Annotated in this window: 14 protein-coding genes; 8 read left to right on the top strand and 6 right to left on the bottom strand. The window is 72.1% G+C overall.

Annotated features, from left to right (window positions below; translation table 11 throughout):
• Positions 1–67: 67 nt before the first annotated feature.
• The 6 genes from LRS74_RS29705 to LRS74_RS29680 form a co-directional block, all read right to left on the bottom strand.
• On the bottom strand, positions 68–1,036 hold the full coding sequence (locus tag LRS74_RS29705; protein WP_277743883.1) for an ornithine cyclodeaminase family protein: 969 nt from the start codon (positions 1,034–1,036) through the stop codon (positions 68–70).
• A complete protein-coding gene (locus LRS74_RS29700; protein WP_277743882.1) occupies positions 1,030–2,301 on the bottom strand; it encodes a DegT/DnrJ/EryC1/StrS family aminotransferase in 1,272 nt (423 codons plus the stop codon). Before LRS74_RS29700 ends, LRS74_RS29705 begins: the two co-directional genes overlap by 7 nt.
• 14 nt (positions 2,302–2,315) lie before the next feature.
• The gene (locus LRS74_RS29695; protein WP_277743881.1) at positions 2,316–3,692 is read right to left on the bottom strand and encodes a cation:dicarboxylase symporter family transporter; all 1,377 of its coding nucleotides are present in this window, start codon (positions 3,690–3,692) and stop codon (positions 2,316–2,318) included.
• 10 nt (positions 3,693–3,702) lie between these two features.
• A complete protein-coding gene (locus LRS74_RS29690) occupies positions 3,703–4,296 on the bottom strand; it encodes an NAD(P)H-dependent oxidoreductase (protein WP_277743880.1) in 594 nt (197 codons plus the stop codon).
• 282 nt (positions 4,297–4,578) lie between these two features.
• Positions 4,579–5,286 (bottom strand): helix-turn-helix transcriptional regulator, encoded by a 708-nt coding sequence (locus LRS74_RS29685; protein ID WP_277743879.1) that lies wholly within the window; start codon positions 5,284–5,286, stop codon positions 4,579–4,581.
• 112 nt (positions 5,287–5,398) lie between these two features.
• Positions 5,399–6,736 (bottom strand): cation:dicarboxylase symporter family transporter, encoded by a 1,338-nt coding sequence (locus tag LRS74_RS29680; protein ID WP_277743878.1) that lies wholly within the window; start codon positions 6,734–6,736, stop codon positions 5,399–5,401.
• 242 nt (positions 6,737–6,978) lie between these two features.
• Between LRS74_RS29680 and LRS74_RS29675 the strand changes: the two genes are divergently transcribed.
• The 8 genes from LRS74_RS29675 (at position 6,979) to LRS74_RS29640 (ending at position 18,596) form a co-directional block, all read left to right on the top strand.
• Entirely contained in the window at positions 6,979–7,659 is a 681-nt protein-coding gene (locus LRS74_RS29675; protein ID WP_277743877.1) for a response regulator transcription factor, read from the top strand.
• An 11-nt stretch (positions 7,660–7,670) separates the two neighbouring features.
• Positions 7,671–9,095 carry a HAMP domain-containing sensor histidine kinase gene (locus tag LRS74_RS29670; protein ID WP_277743876.1) on the top strand — a complete coding sequence of 475 codons (1,425 nt, stop codon included), beginning with the start codon at positions 7,671–7,673 and terminating at the stop codon, positions 9,093–9,095.
• A gap of 117 nt (positions 9,096–9,212) precedes the next feature.
• Positions 9,213–9,860 (top strand): helix-turn-helix transcriptional regulator, encoded by a 648-nt coding sequence (locus tag LRS74_RS29665; RefSeq protein WP_277743875.1) that lies wholly within the window; start codon positions 9,213–9,215, stop codon positions 9,858–9,860.
• A 179-nt stretch (positions 9,861–10,039) separates the two neighbouring features.
• The gene (locus LRS74_RS29660) at positions 10,040–10,747 is read left to right on the top strand and encodes a succinate dehydrogenase (RefSeq protein WP_277743874.1); all 708 of its coding nucleotides are present in this window, start codon (positions 10,040–10,042) and stop codon (positions 10,745–10,747) included.
• 2 nt (positions 10,748–10,749) lie between these two features.
• Positions 10,750–12,708, top strand: a complete 1,959-nt coding sequence (locus tag LRS74_RS29655; protein ID WP_277743873.1) for a fumarate reductase/succinate dehydrogenase flavoprotein subunit — start codon at positions 10,750–10,752, stop codon at positions 12,706–12,708.
• Positions 12,705–13,451, top strand: coding sequence for a succinate dehydrogenase/fumarate reductase iron-sulfur subunit (locus LRS74_RS29650; RefSeq protein ID WP_144383961.1), 747 nt, complete (start codon positions 12,705–12,707; stop codon positions 13,449–13,451). Before LRS74_RS29655 ends, LRS74_RS29650 begins: the two co-directional genes overlap by 4 nt.
• A 286-nt stretch (positions 13,452–13,737) precedes the next feature.
• On the top strand, positions 13,738–17,133 hold the full coding sequence (locus LRS74_RS29645) for a LodA/GoxA family CTQ-dependent oxidase (RefSeq protein ID WP_277743872.1): 3,396 nt from the start codon (positions 13,738–13,740) through the stop codon (positions 17,131–17,133).
• Positions 17,130–18,596, top strand: a complete 1,467-nt coding sequence (locus LRS74_RS29640) for a tryptophan 7-halogenase (protein ID WP_277743871.1) — start codon at positions 17,130–17,132, stop codon at positions 18,594–18,596. The genes LRS74_RS29645 and LRS74_RS29640 overlap by 4 nt, the downstream gene beginning before the upstream one ends.
• Positions 18,597–18,598 lie beyond the last annotated feature (2 nt).

Here is an 18,598-nt window from a genome sequence, read left to right as displayed (position 1 = left end):
TGGTCCGGCGGCCGTCCGGTCATTCTAGATTTGCGGCCGGACGAACCCCGGAGATTCCAGCATTCTGCTATTCGAACGGAATCGACTGCCCGGCGTTCCGGGCCAGGGCGAGCCGATAGAGGAGATCACAGGTGAACGCGTCCTCGATTGGCACGCCCACGGACTTGAAGAGGGTTGTCTCGCCGGGCGACCTGCGCCCCGGACGACGTCCCGCGAGCACCTCCCCCAATGCGGACATGGGGGGATCCGCCGGGAGGGCGCCCTCCGCGATGGGGATGAGGATGTCCCCGGCCTCGCGCAGCACCGCGGCGGCGGACTCCACGAACAGGCTGGATCTCGCCACCAGGCGCGAGGGCAGTTCCCGGCGCGTGGCGCCGTAGGCGCCCACGGCGCTGAGGTGCACGCCCTCCCGCGCCACCGCGGAGTCCTCGAACAGCGGCTCCGGCGAGGTGGTCACCGTGCAGATCACGTCCGCGTCCCGCACGGCGGCGTCGACGCTCTCCAGCACCTCGACCGCGAGGCCCCGCTCCCGGGCCCACCCGGCCAGCTTCCGGGCCCTGCGCGGATCGCGGCTGTGCAGCCGTACGGAGTCCCAGGGCCGGATCCCCGCCAGCCCCTCCAGATGCCCCCGGCCCTGCACCCCGGCGCCGATGACGGTCAGCACCCGGGCGTCGGGTCTGGCCAGTAAGTCGGTGGCGCAGACGGTCACCGCGGCGGTGCGCAGTTCGGTGACCGCGGTGGCGTCCAGCACCGCCACCGGGCGGCCGGTCGCCGCGTCGAAGAGCGTCACCAGCCCCTGGACGCTGGGGAGTCGCAGCTCCGGCGGGTTGTCGAAGAGGCTGATCAGCTTCACCGAGAGGGTGTCGGAGTGCACCGCCGGCATCAGCAGCAGCTCGCCCGCGTCGGTCCGCACCGAGCTGCGGGCGAACTCGGTGGCCCCGTCGCCGCCCGCGGTGAAGGCCGCGCCGATCTCCGCGGCGAGTTCGGAGACCGACAGCAGCTCCCGGACGGCTCGTGCGTCGAGGATCCTCAGCACAGCGCCGCCCGCAGCGCGTCACCGAGCAGCTCGCAGAGCAGATCGACCTGCTTGTCGCTGAGACCGGGGTGGCAGGGCAGGTTCATCTGCTCATCGAACCAGAGCCGTTCGGCGGTGGGGCACTCCCCGTAGCGATGTCCGCGCGAACGCCACTCGGGCGTCAGGTGGAGCGGGAAGTAGCGGATCGGGACCTGCACCCCGCGCTCGGCCAGCTCGTGGATCAGCCGCTCCCGGCTGAGCCGTTCGGGGGCGCGCACGAAGAAGGTGAAGAGGTGCTGGGACTGCTCGACCCCGTCCGGCTCGGTGACCGCGGCGACCAGGCCCGGGTAGTCGGCGAGCACCTCCCTGAGCCGCTGGGCGATCATCCGCCGGCGGGCCACGAAGTCGGGCAGGGAGCGCAGTTGGGCCACTCCCACCGCCGCGGCCGCCTCGCTGAGCGTGGCGTTGGTGCCGTGGCGGAGCAGGGCGACGCAGTCGTGGGTGTACGAGTGTCCCGGGTAGAGCGCGCCGGGCAGTGGCTCCCGCGAGGTGCCGAAGCGGTGGTCGCGCGCCACGAAGACGGCGTCCGCCTCGTTGCCGCGCAGCCGCTCGATCCGGTCGACCCAGTCGTCGTTGGCGAAGGTGAGCATGCCGCCCTCGCCGAGCGTGGTGATGTTCTTGCTCGAGTGGAAGCTGAAGCAGCCGATGTCGGCGAGGGAGCCGGGGCGGCGGCCGTGGTAGCTGCTGCCCAGGGCGTGGGCGGAGTCCTCGATCACCAGGATGCCGCGCTCCCGGGCCAGCTCCATGACGGCGTCCATCTCCGCCGGGAGCCCGCCGTAGTGCACCAGGATGATGGCGCGCGTCTTGTCGTTGAGCAGCTTGCGCAGGCTCTCCGGGTCGAGGTTGAGGGTGTCTTCCTTGACGTCGCAGAACCTGACCCGGACGTCGGGGTACTGGAGCAGCGGCTGGATGGTCGCCTGGTAGGTCTGCGGCGTGACGACGACCTCGTCCCCGGGCCGCAGGTCCAGGAGGTGGATGGCGAACTCCAGGGCCACCGTCCCGCTGGTGACGCTCATCGCGTGTCGGGCGCCCACAGAGGCGCGGAAGTCGTCCTCGAAGCGGGTGCGCCACGCGCCGCCGGAGAGGGTCTCGCCCGAGCTGATGACCTGGGTCACCGCCTCGATCTCGGCGGGCCCCAGCGTGCTGCCGAAGGGGAGGTAGGGCACCCGGTAGTCCCGGAGGTTCTGCCGGAACGCCGCTATCTTCGGAATGTCTTGGCCGGTCATGGTACTCCCAACAGTCATCGAACAGCCGCCGTCGGGGCCGGCGCCCCGCGGTCGTCGCCGTCATCGGCCGGCGCCCCGTGGCCGTCGTCCACCAGCGTGGTCTCGTCGAACGGCAGCCGGCCGGCCAGCACCTCGGCGGCCCGCTCCCGGTCGATCTCCTTGGTCCAGGTGCCGATCAGCACCGTGGCGACCGCGTTGCCCGCGAAGTTGGTCAGGGCGCGCGCCTCGCTCATGAAGCGGTCGACACCGACGATCAGGCCCACGCCGTCGACCAGCTCGGGGCGGTGCGACTGCAGACCGCCGGCCAGGGTGGCCAGGCCCGAGCCGGTGACGCCCGCGGCCCCCTTCGAGGCGATGATCATGAAGGCGAGCAGCGAGACCTGCTGCCCCAGCGAGAGCGGGTCGCCCAGCGCCTCGGCGATGAAGAGCGAGGCCATGGTCAGGTAGATCGCGGTGCCGTCGAGGTTGAACGAGTAGCCCGTCGGAACGGTGATGCCGGCCACCGGCCGACTCACCCCCAGGTGCTCCATCTTGGCGATCAGCCGCGGCAGCGCCGGCTCCGAGGAGGAGGTGGACAGGATCAGCAGGAACTCCCGCGCCAGGTACTTCAGCAGCGCGAGGATGTTGATCCCGGCGACCAGGCGGAGCACCGTGCCGAGCACCACGAAGACGAACAGCAGGCAGGTGACGTAGAAGCCGACCATGATGACGGCCAGCGACTTCAGGGCGTCCGCCCCGGTCTCGCCGACCACCGCCGCGATCGCGCCGAACGCGCCGACCGGCGCCACCCACATGATCATGGACAGCACACGGAAGACCAGCCGCTGGATGTGGCCGATGCCGGTCAGCACCGGCCGGCCCGCCTTCCCCATGGCCTGCACCGCGAAGCCGACGAGCAGCGCGACCAGCAGGGTCTGCAGCACCTCGCCCGCGGTGAAGGCGGAGACCAGGGTGGTGGGGATGATGCCGAGCAGGAAGTCCGTGGTGGACTCGCCGCCCTTCTCCGCCTGGGCCTCTCCCGCGTGCCGCGCCGACTCGGTCAGCTCCAGTCCGCTGCCGGGCTCCAGCACGTTGCCGACCAGCAGTCCGATGGCGAGCGCGACGGTCGACATCGTCAGGAAGTACAGCAGCGCCAGGCCGCCGACCGCGCCGACCTTGGCCGCCTTGCGGACCGAGCCGACGCCGATCACGATCGTGCAAAAGATGACCGGGGAGATCATCATCTTGATGAGGTTCACAAAGCCGGTGCCGACCGGCTTCAGCTCCACCGCCGCGTCGGGCGCGGCGAAGCCGAGCGCGATGCCCAGTACCACCGCCACGATGACGGCGATGTAGAGGTAGTGCGTTCTGTCCCGTCTGGCGCGGTCGCCCGGCGCCTCCGTTGCGCTCATCCCGTCACTCCTACGCGGTTCCGATGCCGATGGCGTCACCGGCGGCGAGCTGCCGGGTGACCGCGACCAGGGAGCGGCACAGGACGTCGAGTCGGCCCCGCGCCGCCGGGGCGGCGAGCAGCCGTCGCCCGTCCCCCATCCGCTCGAAGTCACCCGGCACGGTGACGAGTTGCTCCGGTACGGCCACTCCCTTGAGGGCCCGCACCACCGTCCGCAGCGCGTCGCAGACCTGGACCGCGGTCAGGTTCTCCCCGTGCGCGAGCAGCCCGACGGGCTTGCCGGCCATCTCATGGCCGTCCAGGTGGTCCAGGGCGTTCTTCAGGGCTCCGGAGTAGGAGCCGTGGTACGTCGGCGACGCCAGCACGAAGGCGTCCGCCCGGGCGGCCATCGGCGAGAGCTGGCGCGCCAGGGGGTCGGCGTACAGCTCCGGACGGCCGTGGCAGGAGGCGTCGACGATCGGCAGCGGGCGCGCGGCCAGATCCCACACCAGCGGCTCGGCGCCCAACTCGGTCAGCACTCCGGCGGCGGCGCCGATGACGGCCGCCGTGTGCGAGCGTGGGCTCGGGCTGCCGCCGAGCAGCAGCACTACGGGACGGCCGGTCATGCCGACCCCCCGGGGAGGGCACCACGGATCCACCGCGGAACCTGACCAGCCGTCAGTCGGTGCCATCGCTTGGCCTGCATCAACGCCTCACCTTTCGCCCGTACTGCGGGGTAACGGAGCACAGGCACACGATTGCCGGGCGACGCCGCCAGCTGAAGGAGCTTGTCCGCTGGACGACGCCGCCTGTCCCAATCCGGCGGCGGGATCCGCAGAGGCGCGTACGGCGCGGACCGTGGGTCCGCGCCGTACGCGCCTCGGGGTCATGGCACCTCCCGGCCCGGGTCAGCCGCGCCAGTCACCGGTGCCGAACCAGCCCAGGCGGGTCGCCAGCGCCCCGGCCTCGAACCTGCTGCGCGCGTTGAGCTCCCGCATCAGCTTGGCGACGGTCCTGCTCACGGTGCGCTTGGAGACGTCGAGTCGATGGGCGATCTGCTCGTCGGTGAGGCCGCGGGCGAGCATGCGCAGCACGTCCAGCGACTGGTCGTCGTCCGGGGACCAGCTCTCCACGGCCAGCGGCGTCGAGCCCTCCCACAGGCCGAGGAAGAGATAGTGCAGCATGCTGACGGTGTCCGGGCAGCGGGATACGCTCACCGAGCCCTCTCCCCGGGGCGCGCCCTGGCCGGGTTCCGCGACCACCGCGGAGGTGGCGTCGTCGACCAGTGCCATGGTGACCGGAACCTCCGCGGCGGTGCGCACCTGGATTCCCGAGCGGGCCTGCCACAGCACGTACTCCACGATCGCGGGGTGGGACAGCAGGCGCTCGTCCCAGATGACGGAGATCCGCACCCAGCGCCGCAGCAGGCTCATCAACGTGCTTGCCTCGCGCCGGAGTTCGTCCTGGCGCGGCATGGACTCCGAGCGCACCATCACGATTTCACGCCGCGCGATGGACAACGTGGAATGCAAAGAAGGGTTGTGGGGTCGCGGCGGCCGCACCTCCGCGTTTTCCCGGTGGTCGATGGACTGGACTGCGAGCGTGGTCACGGTCATGCCTTGATTCCTTTTCCACTAATTCACGTGGAGCGACGTGCAGGTGGGGGTAAGGAGCGAGACGCGCAATTCTGAGAGAGGTCCCGAGAGGGAAACCGGCGGGCGGCGGAGCCTATTTGCCGTCGGAGATGCGGATTTCCACGACCGAGGGATCGTCCTCGGGTCGGTCCAGCTCCGCGGGGCGCTGCGCCGAGAGGGTGTGGTTGAGCCGGTCCAGGTCGAGTTGGCCGGCCCACCTGGTGATGACGAGGGTCGCCACACTGTTGCCGATGAGGTTGGTGACGGCCCGGGCCTCGGACATGATCCGGTCGATGCCGATCAGCAGGGCCACGCCGGCCATGGGCACCGACTGCGTCACCGAGATGGTCGCGAGGAGGGTGAGCAGCCCGGAGCCGGTCACTCCCACCGCACTCTTGGAGACGATCATCGCGATGGCCAGGAAGAGCAGTTGGTCTCCGAGGGAGAGCCCGCTTCCGCTGGTCACCGCGACGAACATGGCCGCCATGGTGAGGTAGAGGCAGGTGCCGATCAGGTGCAGCGAGTAGCCGCCGGCCAGCACCGGGGCGCTGGTGCCGCGCGGCGCCCCGGCCAGCTCCAGCTTGCGCAGCACGCGCGGGAAGACCGGGCCCGAGGAGGAGGTGCCGATGACGACCAGGAGCTCATGTCGCAGATAGCGCACCAGCCGCAGCAGCGAGAAGCCGTTGGCTCTGGCCAGCAGCCCGAGCCCGAGGAAGATCACCGCCGCGCAGGTGAGGTAGAAGGCGCTGATCAGGCAGGCCAGTCCACCCAGCGGTACGACGCCGATCTGGCTGGCCGTGTACGCGGCGCCACCGAAGGCCGCCGCCGGTGCCCCGGCGACCACGATCCGCACCATGCAGAACAGGATGTGGCTGCCCCGGTTGATCAGGTCCAGCACGGGCGCGCCGCGCCGCCCCGCCATCACCAGGGCCACCCCGGTGAGCGCGGCCACCACCAGGGTGTGCAGCATGTTTCCGCCGATCACGGCGGAGGAGAAGCTGTGCGGCACCACCGCGTCCAGGCTGAGTGAGCCGTTGCCGAAGCTCTCCGCCTGTCGTTGCAGCGAGGCCAGCTTGTCGACGTCCGGCCCCGGATCGGTGGCGGGGATCGGCAGCCGGCCCAGCAGATTGCCGACCAGCAGTCCGATGACGAGCGCCAGCGTGGTGGCCGCCTCGAAGTAGAGGACGGCCTTCAGTGACAGGCTGCTCAGCAGGCGCCGGCCGCCCAGGGAGGCCAGCCCGCCGGCCACCGTGGTGAAGATGACCGGACCGATGAGCATGGTCATCAGTGAGATGAAGGCGTCGGCCAGGAAGCGCATCCGCTCCCCCGCCTCCGGGGCGACGACCCCGAATACGACACCGAGTCCTAACCCGCACATCGTCCAGAAGGTCAAAGTGCGGTGTATGGGACGACCAGGCGGTCCCTTCGCCATGTTTCGCATACCCCCGTATCGCGACGAAGCCGGGGCGGGCCACTCCGTCGTTCATCCGCCCCGGATCACGACTGAGCCTAGGCAGGCTCTGCAAAATCACGGCTCCCGTACCTACAGAGTTGCGTTAAGCGTATGTAAGATCACCGACACGACAGTGGGAGCAACGTTTCTTCGAAAACCGGACGTACGGGGACGTCCGCGACGACACACGCATGCGCTGATCGCCGGGGGATGACAGCCATATGAGGGTCCTGCTTGTGGAGGACGACGTCGAAGTCGCCGACGCACTGACCGAGGGACTCCAGCAGTACGGATGGACCGTGGACCATGTCTCCACCGGCGCCGCGGCCCTCCGCAGACACGAGTGCGGCGACATCGTGCTGCTCGACCTCAACCTGCCCGACATGGACGGACTCGAGGTGTGCCGCGGGCTGCGCGCCATGTGCGCGGTGCCGATCATCGCCGTCACCGCGCGCTCCGACGAGATGGACAAGGTCCTGGGGCTGCGGCTGGGGGCCGACGACTACATCGTCAAGCCGTACCGACTCCAGGAGTTACTCGCACGGATGGCCGCGGTGATGCGCCGTACCGGGACGCCGCCGGCCCCGGCCGAGCCGGTGAACCCGGTCCTCACCCGGGGCCGGCTCACCATCGACCCGGCTCAGCGCACCGTGTCGCTGGACGGCCGGCCCATCATCCTCACCCGCAAGGAGTTCGAGCTGCTGGTGCTGTTGGCCGGCACGCCGGGCCGGGTCTTCCTGCGCGAGCAGTTGCTGGACGCCGTGTGGGATCAGCAGTGGGCGGGGAGCTCCCGCACCCTGGACACCCATGTGGCCGCGCTGCGCCGCAAGCTCGGCTCCACGAAGTGGATCAAGACGACGCGCGGGGTGGGTTTCAGCTTCCAGCCGCAGCCCGCGCCCTGAGGCCCGGGTCGATGCGGCAGATCCACTCCATCGTCCAGTGCCTCCTGATCGGCACGGTGCTGACGGCCCTGCTGGTCCCCCTCGGCTATCTCTACGCCGAGCACGCCAACCGGGCCGCCACCGACCGGCTCCGCGGCAGCGCCGACGCCATGGCCACGCCGCTCTCGCACGCCATGACCAACGGCGACGCGGCCGGCGTGGACCGGCTGCTCGTCGAGTTCGCGGCGGCGCAGCGGCTGGAGGTCTCGGTGCGCTGGCCCGACGGCACGGTGCGCGGCTCGGCGGTCGACGCCGACGGCCACGCCCGCGCCTTCACCCCCTCCACCTGGCAGGGCGGCGTGCCGGAGGGCCAGTTGGCCGAGCGGCCGCTACCGCCGGTCGGCGGCCGCCTCTCCGTCGAGGCTCCCCTGAGCGTGGACGGCGCCGGCTCGGGAGTGCTGCTGCTCCGGCAGTCGGCGACGGAGCTGCGCAGCCGCATCCTGACGGTGTGGATCACCCTGGGGCTGCTGCTCCCCTTCGGCGTCGCCCTCTGCGCCCTGCCGACGCTGGTCCTGCGCCGGCGTACGCTGCGCGACCTGGATCGGATCGGCGACACCGTACGGGCCCTGGCCGACGGCGAGTTCCACGCCCGGACCGCGGAGCACTGCGAGGGGGACGCCCTCAAGGGGTTGGCCGCCGAGGTCAACCGACTGGCCGCGGTCATCCAGTCGATGATGGAGGACCGGCGCAGCTTCCTGGCCGACGTCGCCCATCAGCTGCGCAACCCGATGGTGGCGCTGCGGCTGCGGCTCGAGAACCTGCGCCCCCATCTGCCCGACGCGGCGGCCGAGCGGCACGAGCGGCTGCTCGCCGACGTGGACCGGCTGGACCGCACGCTCACCGAGATGCTGGAACACGCCCGCTCCCACCCGGCCGACCGCTCCACCCAGGTGGTGGAGGTGTGCGGGCTGGTGGAGGAGTGCGTCCGCGGCTGGGCCTCGGTCGCCGAACAGCGCGCCATCCGGATGACGCTGGAGATGCCGCGGCACGCCTGGGGGCTGACCCGGCCCGGCGCGGTGGAGCAGGCGCTGAACGTCCTGCTGGACAACGCCCTGAAGTACTCGCCCGAGGGCGGCGTGGTGGAGATCGCCATCACGGTGGCCGGCCCCCGGCTGCGGATCCGGGTCCGGGACGAGGGTCCGGGGCTGCCCGACTCCGAGCGGGAGGCGGCGCTGGAACGCGGCTGGAGCCGCGGCCCGTTCCCCAGCACCGGCATCGGGCTGTCGATCGCGGTCAAGCTCATCGAGTCGGCCGGCGGTCGGCTGGAGTTGCGCTCCGGGGAGGGGCGGGGGCTGAGCGCGCTGCTGCATCTGGTGGGCGCGCTGCCGGGGGACGAGGGAGACGAGGAACCGGCCCGGTCGGCCGCGGTGTCCGCTTCTGGCCCCACCATGGCGTGAACCGGTCAACGCGCCGTTCCGCGGGGCGGGTGACCGGTTTTCATGCCGTACCGGCCGTCGGCGGACCTCCTCGGAGGCGGTGACGCCGGGTTCGTTTCCACTCAGAGGGGGACTGACATGGTTTCGATCACCGTCGACTCCAGACCGCTGCCGGGCGCCGTCGAACTCGCCGAGGCGACCCGGCGGTTCCTGGCGGAGGGGACCGGCGAGGTGTTCTGCTACTGGAACTACACCTCGTCCGAGGATCCGCTGCTGGATGTGTTGCGCGGGGCCGGCAGCCGGCTGTGGGACCGCGAGGGCGGGGTGCGCACGGTGCTGCCGCACGGCACCCGCGGCGTTCCGGACATCGCCGAGCACGTGGCCTGGCAGCAGGACCACGGCGTCCAGGTGCGCTACAGCTCCCGGCTGCCGCCGGGCGCGATGGTGCTCACCGAGGGCGGGGCGATCCTCACCACCGGACTGCAGCCCGACTCCACCTATGTGCTCGTAACCGACCCCCATGTGCGACCCGCGTTCGGCGCCCTGGCACAGTTGCTCTGGCAGCGCGCGGAGATCCCACCGGACCAGCGGAAGGACGCGCCCAGCGAGGCCGAGCGGCAGATGCTCCGGATGCTCATGCAGGGGCTGACGGACAGCGCGGTCGCCCGCCAGCTGGGCATGTCGGACCGTACGGTCCGCCGGGTGGTGGCCCAGCTGATGGAGCGGCTGGGCGCCCAGAGCCGCTTCGAGGCGGGGGTGCGGGCGGTCGAGCGCGGCTGGATCTGAGCCGCGGGCGGGCCGCGCGCCGTACGAGCCGCGGCCCGCGCCGGCCGGCGCCCGGAGGGGCGTGGGGCGCCGGGGCGGAGGGCACGCGACGCCCCACCGACGTCGATAGGGCCAGGCTATCGAGAGCATCGGTTTAATATCTTGGATCTTTCGACCCGCCTGGGCCTACCGTCGTGTTCATGGCATTGGCAACGCGGACGGACCGACGGCCGTCCATGGCGCGTACCTTCTGGGACTCGACCGTCGGCAAGAAGATCGTGATGGGTGTGACCGGCCTGATCATGATCGGGTACCTGGTCGTCCATATGGTCGCGAACGCGAAGATCTTCTTCGGCGCGGAGGAGTTCAACGCCTACGGGCACTGGCTGCGCGTCATGGGAGCGCCGGTCCTGCACCACAAGTGGGGCCTCTGGGGAGCCCGGGTCATCCTGCTGACCTCGGTGATCCTGCACGCTGTGTCCGCGTACCAGCTCAGCAGGCGCGACATCAAGGCGCGCCCGGAGAAGTACGTCCACAAGAAGGCGCGGATGAGCTACGCCACCCGGACCATGCGCTGGGGCGGCGTGATCCTGGGTCTGTTCATCGTCTGGCACGTCCTGGACCTCACCACCGGCACCGTGCACCCCGACGGGTTCGAGGAGGGCAAGCCCTACCAGAACGTGGTGGACACCTTCTCCACCTGGTACGGCAACGTCATCTACATCACGGCCATGCTGGCCATGGGCATGCACGTCCGGCACGGCTTCTGGAGCGCCGCCCAGACCCTCGGCGCGGGCAGCAAGACCCGTGACCGCGCGCTGAAGGCCATCGCCAACGGCCTGGCGCTCGTTCTCACCGTCGGGTTCATCTCCGTGCCCGTGGGTGTCATGACCGGAGTGGTGGAGTGACCATGAGCACATCCCGTGAGTACACCGACTACCCCGTCGGCGAGCCGATCAAGGACGAGCGGGCCCCCTCCGGCCCGGTCAGCGAGCGCTGGGACACCCACCGCTTCAACGCCAAGCTGGTCAACCCCGCCAACCGCCGTAAGCACACCATCATCGTCGTGGGCACCGGCCTGGCCGGTGGCGCCGCCGGCGCCACCCTGGCCGAACAGGGCTACCACGTGGTCCAGTTCTGCTACCAGGACTCGCCGCGCCGCGCCCACTCGATCGCCGCCCAGGGCGGCATCAACGCCGCCAAGAACTACCGCAACGACGGCGACTCGATCCACCGGCTGTTCTACGACACGGTCAAGGGCGGCGACTTCCGCGCCCGCGAGTCCAACGTGCACCGCCTGGCGCAGATCTCGGTGGAGATCATCGACCAGTGCGTGGCCCAGGGTGTGCCGTTCGCCCGCGAGTACGGCGGTCTGCTGGACACCCGCTCCTTCGGTGGTGTGCAGGTCTCCCGCACCTTCTACGCCCGCGGCCAGACGGGCCAGCAGCTGCTGCTCGGCGCCTACCAGGCGCTCTCCCGCCAGATCGCGGCGGGCAACGTGGAGCTGCACGCCCGCACCGAGATGCTGGACCTGATCGTCGTCGACGGCCGCGCCCGCGGCATCGTCGCCCGCGACCTGGTGACCGGCGAGATCTCCACGCACTTCGCGGACGCGGTGGTGCTGGCCAGCGGCGGCTACGGCAACGTCTTCTACCTGTCGACGAACGCCATGAACTCCAACGCGACCGCCATCTGGCGGGCGCACCGGCGCGGCGCCTACTTCGCCAACCCGTGCTTCACCCAGATCCACCCGACCTGCATCCCGCGCTCCGGCGACCACCAGTCGAAGCTCACCCTGATGAGCGAGTCGCTCCGCAACGACGGCCGCATCTGGGTGCCCAAGGCCAAGGGCGACAACCGCCCGCCGGCCGAGATCCCCGAGGACGAGCGCGACTACTACCTGGAGCGGATCTACCCCTCCTTCGGCAACCTGGTGCCGCGCGACATCGCCTCGCGGGCCGCGAAGAACGTCTGCGACGAGGGTCGCGGCGTCGGCCCCGGCGGGCAGGGCGTCTACCTCGACTTCGCCGACGCCATCAAGCGCATGGGCCGCAAGAAGGTCGAGGAGAAGTACGGCAACCTCTTCGACATGTACGCGCGGATCACGGCGGAGAACCCGTACGAGGTCCCGATGCGCATCTACCCCGCCATCCACTACACGATGGGCGGGCTGTGGGTCGACTACGACCTCCAGACCACCGTGCCGGGGCTGTTCGCGATCGGCGAGGCCAACTTCTCCGACCACGGCGCCAACCGACTCGGTGCCTCCGCGCTGATGCAGGGCCTGGCCGACGGCTACTTCGTACTGCCGTCGACCATCAACGACTACCTGGCCCGCAACCCGCACAAGGACGCGGTCGACGCCTCGCACCCGGCGGCCGTGGAGGCACTGCGCGAGACCGAGGACCGGCTGACCCGGCTGCTGGCCGTCGACGGCGACCGCACCCCCGACTCCTTCCACCGGGAGATCGGCGAGCTGGTGTGGGAGTTCTGCGGCATGGCCCGCACCGACGAGGGGCTCCGCAAGGCCCTGGACCGCATCCCGCAGATCCGTGAGGAGTTCTGGCGTCGGATCAAGGTCCCGGGCACCGGCGAGGAGTTCAACCAGTCGCTGGAGAAGGCCAACCGGATCGTCGACTATCTGGAGCTGGCCGAGCTCATGTGCCTGGACGCCCTGCACCGCGAGGAGTCCTGCGGCGGCCACTTCCGCGAGGAGTCGCAGACCCCCGACGGCGAGGCGGCCCGTAAGGACGAGGAGTTCTCCTACGCCGCTGCCTGGGAGTTCACCGAGACCGGTGCGGCCCCCGTGCTCCACAAGGAGCAGCTGATCTTCGAGTACGTCCACCCCACTCAGCGGAGCTACGCATGAAGCTCACCCTGCGCGTCTGGCGCCAGAAGAACGCCGACACCCCCGGCGCCATGGCCACCTACGAGCTCGACGACGTCTCCCCGGACATGTCGTTCCTGGAGATGCTCGACATCCTCAACGAGGAGCTCACCCTCAAGGGCGAGGAGCCGGTGGCCTTCGACCACGACTGCCGCGAGGGCATCTGCGGCGCGTGCAGCCTGGTCATCAACGGTGACGCCCACGGCCCCGAGCGCACCACCACCTGCCAGCTCCACATGCGGTCCTTCCAGGACGGCGACACCATCGACATCGAGCCGTGGCGCGCCGCCGCGTTCCCGGTGATCAAGGACCTGGTGGTGGACCGCACCGCGTTCGACCGCATCATCCAGTCCGGCGGCTACATCAGCGCCCCGACCGGCTCCGCCCCGGAGGCACACGCCACCCCGGTGCCCAAGCCGGACGCGGACTTCGCCTTCGAGCACGCCGAGTGCATCGGCTGCGGCGCCTGCGTGGCGGCCTGCCCCAACGGCGCGGCGATGCTCTTCACCTCGGCGAAGGTCAACCACCTCAATGTGCTGCCCCAGGGCGCTCCCGAGCGGGAGACCCGGGTGCTGGACATGGTCGCCCAGATGGACGCCGAGGGCTTCGGCGGCTGCACCCTGACCGGCGAGTGCGCCACGGCGTGCCCCAAGGGCATCCCGCTGGTCTCCATCACCGCGATGAACAAGGAGTGGCTGCGCGCGACCCGCAAGGTCAAGCGCTGACCCACCCCTCCCAGGACGGCACCCCCTCGACAACGCTCCGTGGACGGGGTGTCCCGGCGGCGGAGGTCCCCCGGACGCAACCTCCGCCGCCGTTCGGCCGGCTGAACCCTCGGTTCAGCCGGCCGCCGGCGTTGGGGACGGAGGTCCCTCGTCGGACGCCGAGGGGCGGGGACGGGGTCCGTCGGCGGACGCCGAGGGGGCGGGGGCGGGCCGGCTGCCGCGCGCCGCTGCTCCGCGCAGGTGACGGTCCGTGTATCCGGCCGTTCCGTGCCGCAGCCTGGTCGTCGTGAACCCTGACGACGTGGTGCGCTGCGAGATCCACCCGACCATCGGCATCGCGCGCGTGGGCGACAGCCCCACCGCCTTCTTCGTCGGCCCCGAACGGCCGGGGGTGCCGGCACAGCCGGACGGCGGCTTCAAGGACGCCGTCGGGCGGGTGAAGCGCCAGGCGGCCCGGTTCCGGGTCTACGGCTACGACGCGGACGGAAACGTCCTCGGTGAGCTGACGGCCGAGACCGCCGAGATCTCCTGGACGGTCGAGCTCGTCAACGCCAAGGCCGAGTGGTTCCGGTTCCTGGGTCGCTACCAGGAGCCGCCGTCGGACGAGCCACGCCTGCGGCGCAACCAGCACATCGCGGTCGACGACCCGCGGGCGCGCGCCGAGCTGGTGATCAAGCCGGGCCCGCGCACCGTCACCGGTCCCGGCCAGGACGGCTCCGGGGCCCGGTTCGACACCGGCACCTTCCTGGGCATCCCGGTGCCGCTGGGCGAGCTGCGCACCGACGACCGCGGGCGACTGCTGGTGCTGGGCGGCTTCGGCCGCTCGGGCGCGAGCGAGCCGGAACGGGCGATCACGCACTACGCCAACAACGACTACTGGTACGACGACGTCTCGGACGGCCCGGTCACCGCGACGGTCACGCTGCGCGGCGCGGACGGGCCGCGGCGGCTCGACGCGCGGTCCGCCTGGGTGGTCGTCGGCCCGCCGGACTTCTCGCCGCACACCACCAACCTCGTCACCCTCTACGACGTGATCGCCGAGGCCCAGGGGCTGGAGCCGTACGGCCCGGGGGACGAGGTCTCCTTCACCCGCCACATCCACCCGATCCTGAGCCGCCTCTCCGACCACCAGTGGGTCAACGCCGCGGCCCTGCGCGGCCACGGCACCGGTGAGGCCGGCGACTTCACCGCGCCGCGGCTGCTGGCCCGCCTCGCCTCGGCCGACCCGGCGCACCGGGAGCTGCGCCGGGCCGTGTTCCGGCGGCTGCGCGGTCCGGGCCAGAGCGTGGCCGAGGCCACCTCCGAGTTCATGCCGCAGCTCGCCGGCGACGACGGGGACCCGGTGGACGGCAGGCCGCGACGCTGGATGGCGCTGCCGCCCGGCCCGTACGAGCGGATGCGCCGCTGGGCCGAGGGCGAGTTCGCCGCGGACTGGCCGGGCACGGCCCCCACACCGCCGGAGCCGGCGCCGGCCGAGGAGCCGCGGGCCTTGCTGCGGGCCGCCCTGGAGGCCTGTTCCGGCGGGCCCTTCTACCCCGGCATCGAGACCACGTACGTCGTCCAGCGCCCGGAGAGCTTCGACGGCCCGTTCCACCTGGGTCCGGGCTTCGCGGCGGGCGACCTGACCAAGTACATGGCGGTCCCCTGGCAGGCCGACTTCTACGAGTGTCACACCCACTGGTGGCCGGCGCAGCGGCCCGACGACGTCTATCCCGAGTCCCACTTCCTGGCGCTGCTCCAGGGCGCCGGCGACTCCCTGCCGGGCGCGACCGCGCCGCTCTCCTACCGGCAGCCGTGGGCGCGCGGGGTCGGCGAGCAGGTGGTCCACAAGCCGAGGCTTCCCCGGGGCGCCGGCGAGAGCGACACGGCGTACGAGCAGCGGATGGCGGAGGAGTGGCGGCGGGTCCGCGAGCACGCCGGCGACAACGACATGGTCCGGCAGTGGAGCCGGTTGGGCTTCGTCGTTCCCCGCCGGGCGCCGGACGGCGGTCGGGTGCTGGTCGAGACCGAGCGCGCCGCGCACGTCGGGCTCAGCGACCGCGAGTGGTTCTACACCCTGCAGCACCCCGACCGCTTCCCCGAGCAGGTCGCGGCCTCGCGGGAGTATGTGCGCAAGGTCCTCGCCGACGCGGTCGCCGTCCAGCACAGCCCGCGGACCCCGCTGACCCAGCGGCCCTTCCGCTACACGCGCGAGAACCTGGAGGAGCGCCTGGACCTCATCTACACCAGGCTGGCCCAGAAGGCGGACGCCTACGATCCGCGGCGGGAGAGGTTCTCGCCCACCCGGGCGTCGATCGTCGAACGGCTGCGCCAGATGGCGCCGTTCAACCTGCTCGACGGCGTCTGGCTGCGCCACATCACCGAGGCCAGGCCGATCGACGACATCCACGCCCTGCTCTTCACCATCTGGAAGGAGGAGGTCGGCGACGGCAACCCCGCGCTGAACCACTCGGCGCTGTACCAGGGGCTGCTCCACCAGTTGGGGGTCTTCCTGCCACCGGTCGACAGCCACGCCTTCGCGCGGCGGCCGGAGCTGCTCGACTCGGCGTTCACGGTGCCCGCCTTCGCGCTGGCGATCTCCCTGCACCCCGAGGAGTTCTTCCCCGAGCTGCTGGGCATGACGCTGTGGCTGGAGTGGGAGGTGCTCGACGTGGTCCCCACGGCGGAGCTGCTGGACCATCACGGGATCGACTCGCGCTTCTTCCGCATGCACATCGGCATCGACAACGCGGCGCACGGGCACGGCGCGCTCGCCCGCGACGCCATCGTCCTCCACCTCGACGAGCAGCACGCCAGCGGGGGCGACGAGGCCGTGCAGCGGCAGTGGCAGCGCATCTGGAACGGGTACGTCGCCTTCCAGACGACCGGGAACCTGGGCGAGGACCTGTTCACCCTGTTGCACCGACCGCCCGAGGTGGAGCGGCGGCTGATCGAGATGATCAAGGCCAAGGCGCCCTGGGCCGCGCGCAACCACGAGCGCAAGCGGCTCGGCGGCAGCTATCTCAACGACTGGTTCGCCGACCCGGAGGGCCTGCTGAGGGCGCTGGGCGGCTCGGAGTGGGTCACCCCGGGGGACGCCGCGCGCAGCCGGCTCTTCGAGCTGTTCGCCTGGAACGGGCCGATGTACCGGGTGTTCACCGAGGCGGAGACCGCGCTGTGGCGGGAGTGGATCGACTCGCTCGCCCGGGAGCGGCCGGTGCCGCGCACGCTCTCCCCGCTGGAGTCGATGGTCGCGCTGACCGACGTGCTGCGCACCCGGCCGGACGGCCTCTCCGCCAACGGGAACACGATGGTCGGCCCGCAGCCGGGCAACCCCGGTCATCTGGTGGAACGCCCGGCCGCGTGGTGGTCGCTCCAGCCCACGGAGGTGCTGCTGGCCGCCGTCGCGCACCCGGCCAACCGGGGTGTGCCGGAGGCGGCCGGCGGCGCCACGGCCCGTACCGCACGCCGGACGGAGTTCCTCCAGGAGCTCTTCGGCCCGGTCGACCAGGCGGGGCTCGCGGCGGAGCTGCCGGTCGACTCGTCCCCCGCGGAGATCGTCGACGCCTGGGTCGAGGCCGGCTGCCCGCTGCCCGACGCCCAGCCTCCGGAGGTCCGGGTGAGCCTGTCGACCCCCCAGCCGGTCAGCGAGTCCGACAGCCCGCTGCGGCTTCGCGTCCACGGCATGGGCGGGGTCCATTGACGGACGCCGACGGGCGCGGGCCGGAGCCCGTCGCCGAGCGTGACGACGCCGTGGACACCGTGGACGTCGTGGTCGCGGGAGCCGGGCCGGCGGGCGCGGCGACCGCGCTCGCGCTGGCCCGGGCCGGGGCCGCGGTGCTGCTGGTCGACCCCGGTCCCCAGGACGACGTGCCCGTGGGCGACACCCTCCTGGACGCCACCCTCCCCCTCGGCGACTCCTTCCCGGGCGACCCCCTCCCGGGCGCCCCCTTCCCGGGCGACCCCCTCCTGGGCGTCTCCCTCGTGGGCGGGCGACGGCCCCCGCGGTCCGCGCGACCCGCTTCCCCGCGGATCGGGGAGAGCCTGCCGCCCGCGGCCCGCGTCCCGCTGGCGCGGCTCGGGGTCCTGGAGACGGTGCTGCGGGACGGTCACGCCCCCTGTCACGGCCACCGCTCCGCCTGGGGCCACTCCGACCTCGCCGACTCCGCCTTCCTCCAGGGCCCCTACGGCCCCGGCTGGCACCTGGACCGCGACCGCTTCGACGCCTCGCTGCGCCGGGCCGCCCGGTCGGCCGGTGCCCGGCTCCGGCGGGGCGGCGTCAGCGGGCTGGCGCGCGTCGGCGACCGCTGGCGGGTGACGGTCTCCACGGGCACGGGCACGGGCACGGGCGGGGCGGCCGCGTACCCGGGGCGCGGTCCGGGCCGCGCCGGCCGCCCACGGCCGGGTGCCGAGACGTGCGTCCTCCACGCCTCCTACGTCGTGGACGCCACCGGTGCCCGCGCCCGCGTCGCGCGGCGGCTCGGCGCGCGGCTGCTGGCGACCGACCATCTGGTGGCGGTGGGCGCGCTGCTGCCGGCGGCCGACGGGGCTGACGGCGGCGCCGGGGGCGGCGGGTCCCACGGGGACGGCGGGGGCGGCACGACCGGGCGCTGCGGCGAGGAGCGGACCTCCCTGGTGGAGTCCGTGCCGTACGGCTGGTGGTACACGGCTCCGCTGCCGCATGGCCGTCGCGTGGTCATGGCGGTCACCGACGCGGACCTGGCGCGCCCCGCCGGGCTGCGGACCGCGCCGGGGTGGTGGGGCGCCCTGCGCGCCACCCGACACGTCGCGGAACTGCTGGTCGGGCACGGTGGGCGGGTGGAGCGCACGGTGCTGAGCGCCGGGACCAGCCGCACGGTGCCGGCCGCCGGGCCCGGCTGGGTGGCCGTCGGCGACGCGGCGAGCGCCACCGACCCGCTCGCGGTCCGCGGGATCACCGCCGCGCTGGCGACGGGGCTGGCGGCCGCCGCGGCGATCGCCGCGGACGCGGCCGGCGACCGGGCCGCCCTCCCCCGCTACGCCCGCGTCGTCGACGCCGTCCACACCGAGTTCCTGCACGCGCGTGCCGCGTACTACCAGGCGGAACGCCGCTGGGACGGCCCGTTCTGGCAGCGCCGCTCGGGGCCGCCCCCGCCCCTCCTTGACACCGCCGGGCACCGAGCGTAAAT

This window comes from Streptomyces sp. LX-29, from assembly GCF_029541745.1.
Taxonomy (GTDB): Bacteria; Actinomycetota; Actinomycetes; order Streptomycetales; family Streptomycetaceae; genus Streptomyces.
Note: the sequence above shows the minus strand (reverse complement) of the source record. Positions and strands in the feature narration are given on the sequence as shown.